4 protein-coding genes are annotated in these 6,169 nt (G+C 36.8%); 3 read left to right on the top strand and 1 reads right to left on the bottom strand.

Annotated features, from left to right (window positions below):
* From NLM59_RS06425 to NLM59_RS06415, 3 genes are all read left to right on the top strand, one after another.
* Positions 1-197, top strand: a 197-nt coding sequence (locus tag NLM59_RS06425) for an HU family DNA-binding protein (protein ID WP_456238417.1), incomplete at its 5' end; no start/stop codon positions are given.
* 720 nt (positions 198-917) lie between these two features.
* Positions 918-1,685, top strand: coding sequence for a YebC/PmpR family DNA-binding transcriptional regulator (locus tag NLM59_RS06420; RefSeq protein WP_304416928.1), 768 nt, complete (start codon positions 918-920; stop codon positions 1,683-1,685).
* Positions 1,686-1,730: 45 nt separating this feature from the next.
* The gene (locus NLM59_RS06415; RefSeq protein ID WP_304416927.1) at positions 1,731-4,934 is read left to right on the top strand and encodes a S41 family peptidase; all 3,204 of its coding nucleotides are present in this window, start codon (positions 1,731-1,733) and stop codon (positions 4,932-4,934) included.
* Between the two features lie 91 nt (positions 4,935-5,025).
* Here the strand turns inward: NLM59_RS06415 and NLM59_RS06410 are convergent, their stop codons facing one another.
* The gene (locus NLM59_RS06410; protein ID WP_304416926.1) at positions 5,026-6,063 is read right to left on the bottom strand and encodes an Atu2307/SP_0267 family LLM class monooxygenase; all 1,038 of its coding nucleotides are present in this window, start codon (positions 6,061-6,063) and stop codon (positions 5,026-5,028) included.
* Between the last annotated feature and the right edge of the window lie 106 nt (positions 6,064-6,169).

Raw genomic sequence — 6,169 nt, 5'->3', positions numbered from 1 at the left:
TGATGGATGAGCTTTCTCAAGGTAGAGCCGTCGAATTAGGTGATATCGGAACTTTTAGTGTGGCAGTGTCTTCCAATGGGAGCCTCACTCCAGAAGAGGTAAACTTATCCAATATTCGACAAACGCGATTGAATTATCGCCCGAGCCGCGTCTTTAAGAAATGGCTCAAAACACTCAACTTTAGTATAATGAGCTAGCCTGCTAAAGCACCGTAAAAGTGAAGAACTTGAAGCCTGATATTTATTTATCAGGCTTTTTTTGTTAAAAATAATCATCAAAAAAGGCAAAAAACTCACGGAGAAAATAATTTTTCTTCCGTGAGTTTGTCCAAAAAGTTAAGGACAAAAAAAATATTCCTCTGTGAGTTTTGACTCAAACTCACTGAAGAAATAAAAAAACTCACTGAACTTTTTGGAAAAAGGTTTACAACACTATTTTCCAAGTTTATAGCCTATGATTTGAAAGCTTTTGAAATAATTTCTTCTTTGTATTCATTAGAACACGCAACTGCTTTCCTATAATCCACTCATCTATACATAGCGTATTCCGCCATAAATGAATAAGATAAACTCAATGCTTAGCATATAATTCTTCACTCTAAACTGATTCCTTTTTTAAAGGAAATAAATTAAAATTAACTTCTAAAGCATTGTTTTAATTAAAAATACCTATGCTGTTGGTCCTCCTTAAAACTTAATTTTCTAGTTGAAGACAATGGTTTTCTTCGTGTTATTCCTCTCCTCTCCTATTATAATCTTTCAACCTCAACAGCTGACTGAATTTAAAAATAAATATATCGACTATATCTTTCTTATATGTTAAACAAAACCTAAGTGATTTAAATCAGCGATGAGACTTATTAAAATTCATTAAATTACGTCGTTAGCTTAAAATTGAAACATTTAAATTAATAAGATATGGCTGGACATAGTAAATGGTCGAATATTAAACATCGTAAAGGTGCTCAGGACAAGAAACGTTCTAAGGAATTCTCCAAGGTAATTAAAGAGATCACAATTGCTATTAAAGAAAATAATCTAAATGCTGATCCAGATACCAACCCTGTATTGCGTACGGCACTAAACAACGCCAAGGGTGTAAATATGCCTAAAGAAAACATCGAAAGAGCTATCAAAAAGGCTACCGGTGCAGGCGGCGAGAATTATGAGCGTGTTACCTTCGAAGGTTATGCTCCTAATGGAATTGCCTTCTTCGTGGAATGCCAAACCGATAATACCAATCGTACGGTGGCCAATGTAAGATCTCTTTTCACAAAAGGTGGTGGAAGCCTTGGCGTAAACGGTTCGGTGGAATTCTTGTTCGAAAGAAAAGGTGTTTTCTTACTAGAAAGAGAAAAACTAACCGGTGACGAAGAGGAATTAGAACTTGAACTAATAGAAGGCGGCGTTGAATCTTTTGATAAAGATGACGAGGAGTTCCTAACGGTCTATACGGCTTACGAAGATTTTGGCTTAATGCAACAAACGCTAGAGAAATTAGGCATTGAACCTAAAAACGCTGGTCTTCAATATATTCCATTATCAACTTTGGATTTATCTACCGAAGATGGCGTACAAGTGCTTAAACTATTAGATAAATTTGAAGATGAAGATGATGTTCAAGAGGTGTATCATAACCTAGAAATCACCGATGAAATGATGGAAGCCTTCAGTAATCAAGCTTAATTTCTGTATTTTTAGCCTTTCGTTTTTTAAGTCAAATTATTTTACATGATTAAAACATACTATTCTCTCGTATTACTATGGCTAGTAAGTATCGGGATAGCACAAGAAAACCCTTTATGGTTGAGGAATGCTAAGATTTCGCCTCAAGGTGATTTAATCGCTTTCACCTACAAAGGAAACATCTACACCGTGAGCACAAAAGGTGGAAAAGCCAACCCTATTACTTCTTATCACTCCTACGACACCCAACCGGTTTGGTCGCCAAATGGTGACAAAATTGCCTTTTCATCGGATCGTGCCGGAGGTTTTGATGTTTACGAAGTAGACAAAATGGGTGGAACTGCCAAACAACTTACTTTCCACTCTAAACCAGAAGCACCAGAGGTTTATTTAGACGAAAACACAATATTGTTTTCATCTTATATCCAACCTTCTAAAGATACACAGGCCTTTCCATCAGGTTTATTCAAGCAGATGTATAGCGTAAAAACTTCTGCCAACAGACCAGAAATGTTTTCAGCAATTGCCATGGAAGACATGAGTATTAAAGGCGATAAAATCTTATACACCGATAAAAAAGGTTATGAAGATCCTTGGAGAAAACATCATACATCTTCGGTAACTCGAGATATTTGGTTGTTTGACAAAAGCAATAACAAATACGAGAAATTAACCGATTTTAAAGGTGAGAACAGAAATGCTGTTTTTGCTCCAGATGCTAATTCATTTTATTACTTAAGCGAACAAAATGGAAGTTTTAATGTCTTTCATAGAAGTTTAAATAATAAAAATGCAAAGCAAATTACCAACTTCAAAGATCATCCGGTTAGATTCTTATCTATCGATAATCAAGGCAACTTAGCATTCACTTATAATGGAGAAATTTATTATAAATCTGTAAATGCTGAGCCAACTAAATTAAACATTCAAATCATTGCTGATAATTATGAGCCAAAAGTTGATTATCAGACTTTAAAGAATGATGCGACTTCTATCTCGGTTGCACCTAATGGAAAAGAGATTGCTTTTATTGCTCGTGGAGATGTTTATGTGACCTCTGTGGATTATTCTACTACCAAAAGAATTACCAACACAGCTGCACAAGAAAGATCGGTTCACTTCTCTCCTGATGGTAGAACTTTAGTTTATGCAGCAGAAAGAGATGGTGTTTGGAATGTTTTCACTTCAGAAATTAAACGTAAAGACAATGATACTTTTGTTTATGCGGCTGAAATCGAAGAGAAACAAATTACCGATACCAAACTTCCGTCGTTTCAACCATTCTTCTCACCTGACGGTAACAAGATTGCTTATCTAGAAGACAGGACAGAGATTCGCGTTTATGATATCAAGAAAAAAGCAAGTCATACAGTTTTAGATGGTAAATTCAATTACTCTTATAGCGATGGCGATCAATGGTTTGAATGGTCACCAGATAGCGAATGGATTGTTACTAACTACATTGGAATCGGCGGATGGAACAATACCGACGTTGCCGTGGTTAAAGCGGATGGTTCTGGTGAAGTTCATAATTTAACTCAAAGTGGATACACCGAAAAAGGTGGTAGATGGGTTCTAGACGGAAATGCCATTATGTTCTTTTCAGACAGAGCTGGATATAGAAGCCACGGTAGCTGGGGTGCAGAAATGGACATTTATTTAGTTTTCTTAAATGCTGAAGCTTATGACAAGTTCAACATGAACAAAGAAGAAAGAGAGTTGGCTAAAGCAGACAAAAAAGAAGATGAGGATAAAGACAAGAAAGACGACAAAAAGAAGAAAAAGAAAAAAGTTAAACCTCTAGAATTAGACTTTGAAGGTTTAGACTATAGAATGGTTCGTTTGTCTCGTAGCTCGGCTCGTTTGTCAGATGCTATTATGAACAAAGAAGGAACTAAATTATACTATTTGGCACGCTACGAAAGTCAGTCGGATTTATATGTTTATGACGTTTTAGAGAAATCAACTAAGCAAATCGCGGAAGGCGTTGGTGGTGGTGATTTACACTTAAACAAAGAAGACGACACAGTTTATCTTTTAACCAGAGGAAAAATCCAAAAGTTAGATGGTGACAAACTTAAAGCTGTGAATTATGAAGCTCCTTTTGAGAAAAAATCAAAAGAAGAAAGAGAATATATCTTCTACCACGCATGGAAACAGGTAAAAGACAAATTCTATGACCAAGATTTACACGGTGTAGATTGGGAAATGTACAAAGAGAATTATGCTAAATTCTTACCACACATCAACAACAACTACGACTTTGCCGAAATGCTTTCAGAGCTTTTAGGAGAGCTGAACGCTTCGCACACAGGTGCACGTTTCTACGCTAACGGAGATGCACAAGAAACAGCTACATTAGGTGTATTCTGGGATGAATCTCATGAGGGTGATGGTTTAAAAATCGCTGAAATCATGGAAGGAAGTCCACTGAACTATACCAAAACCAAAGTTGAACCTGGTATGATCTTGACTCAAATCAATGGTCAACCGATTAAAAAAGGTGAGCCTTATTGGCATTTATTGGCGGACAAAGCAGGTAAGTCTGTTATCTTAACTTTCACCAATGCTAAAGGAAGAAAAGAGTTTGAAGAGCATGTAAAGCCTATTTCTTATGGCAAAGAAGGAGACTTATTATATGACAGATGGGTGAAACAAAGAGAAGCTTTAACCGAAAAATACTCAAACGGAGAAATTGGTTATGTTCATATCAAAGGAATGGACAGCTCTAGCTTTAGAGAAGTTTACAAGAATTTATTAGGTAAATTCAGAGGTAAAAAAGCTGTTGTAGTAGACACCCGATTCAATGGTGGTGGATGGTTACACGATGATTTGGTAACGCTATTAGGCGGTAAAGAATATCAGCAATTTGCTCCAAGAGGCAAATACATTGGTAGTGATCCTTTCAACAAATGGACGAAGCCTTCTATTGTTTTAATGAGCGAAGGCAACTACTCTAATGCACATGGTTTCCCTTGGGTTTACAAAGAATTAGGCCTAGGAAAACTTGTTGGAGCGCCTGTACCAGGAACTATGACAGCAGTATGGTGGGAACGTCAAATCGATCCTAGCATTGTATTCGGAATTCCGCAGGTAACTGTAGTTGACATGCAAGGTGTGGCTATGGAAAACAACCAATTAGAGCCAGATATCGAGGTTTACAACACGCCAGAATCTTTGTTAAGTGGAGATGACCTTCAGTTAAAGAAAGCCGTTGAGGTTTTATTACAAGAGGTGAAACCCCTATAATCTTATTTTAAATTTAATTTAAAAGCCCACTCCTAGGAGTGGGCTTTTTTTATGCTATCAAAAAACTGATTTAAGACTCAGTTCATTCTATTTATTTCTTTAAAGCTTCTCTAACTTTTGGAGCTATTTTATCTCCATAAATCTCAATCGCTTTCATCATTTGTTTATGATCTGGCGCTCCTACGTCCATATGGGCAGAAAATCTTGTTAAACCAAATAACTCAATCGTATATAAGATTTTATCAATCGCATATTCAGGATCACCCACAATTAAATGCCCAAATTTAGCACGACCAAAATCATATTGATTTCTTTGATATGGCGGCCAATTTCTAGTTTTTCCGATTCTATTCATTTGTGCTGAATAATACGGATAATACCAATCTGCTATTTCATCTGAATCTTCCCCAAACAAAGCATGCATATGCACACCCACCTGAAAATCATCCATAGAATGTCCGCTGTCTTGCCATGCCTGACGATAATAATCTAAAAGAGGCTGGAATCTATCTAGCGTTCCTCCAATAATGGCAAACATCACCGGTAGCCCTAATTTACCTGCACGAATCACAGATTGTGGCGTTCCACCTACCGCAATCCAAATAGGCATTTTACCATTCTTTGGCTGTGGATATATTTTTTGCTGATTAAGAGATGGTCTGAATTTCCCTGTCCAAGTGATTTCTTCTTTCTCGTTCAGCTCTAACAAGAGTCTTAATTTCTCATCAAATAAGGCATCATAGTTCTTTAAATCATTCCCGAACAAAGGAAAAGATTCAATAAAAGAACCACGTCCTGCCATGATTTCCGCACGACCGTCGGATAACAAGTCTACCATAGAGAAATCTTGGTAAAGCTTTACCGGATCGGCTGAACTAATCACAGAAACCGCACTTCCTAATTTAATATTCTTGGTTAAAGGAGCAGCTGCCGCCAACAAAATCTCTGGCGCAGAAACCGCATAATCCTCTCGGTGATGCTCTCCCATCCCAAAGAAGTCTAAACCTACCTCATCCATTAATTTTATCTCTTCTAAGATCTCTTGCATACGCTGACCCGAAGATTGAATTTCACCTGTTTTATCATTGACTTGCACGTCGCCAAACATACCAACACCTAATTCTATCATAGTTTGTTTCTTTTATACTTAATAAGGCATAAGACTAACAAAAAATGCACCGTTTTATACGTGCGTTGTAAATAACAAAACAACTCTATTTTAAGCAATTATAAAG

The sequence above is a fragment of the Profundicola chukchiensis genome, assembly GCF_029664245.1.
Classification (GTDB): domain Bacteria; phylum Bacteroidota; class Bacteroidia; order Flavobacteriales; family Weeksellaceae; genus Profundicola; species Profundicola chukchiensis.
Note: the sequence above shows the minus strand (reverse complement) of the source record. Positions and strands in the feature narration are given on the sequence as shown.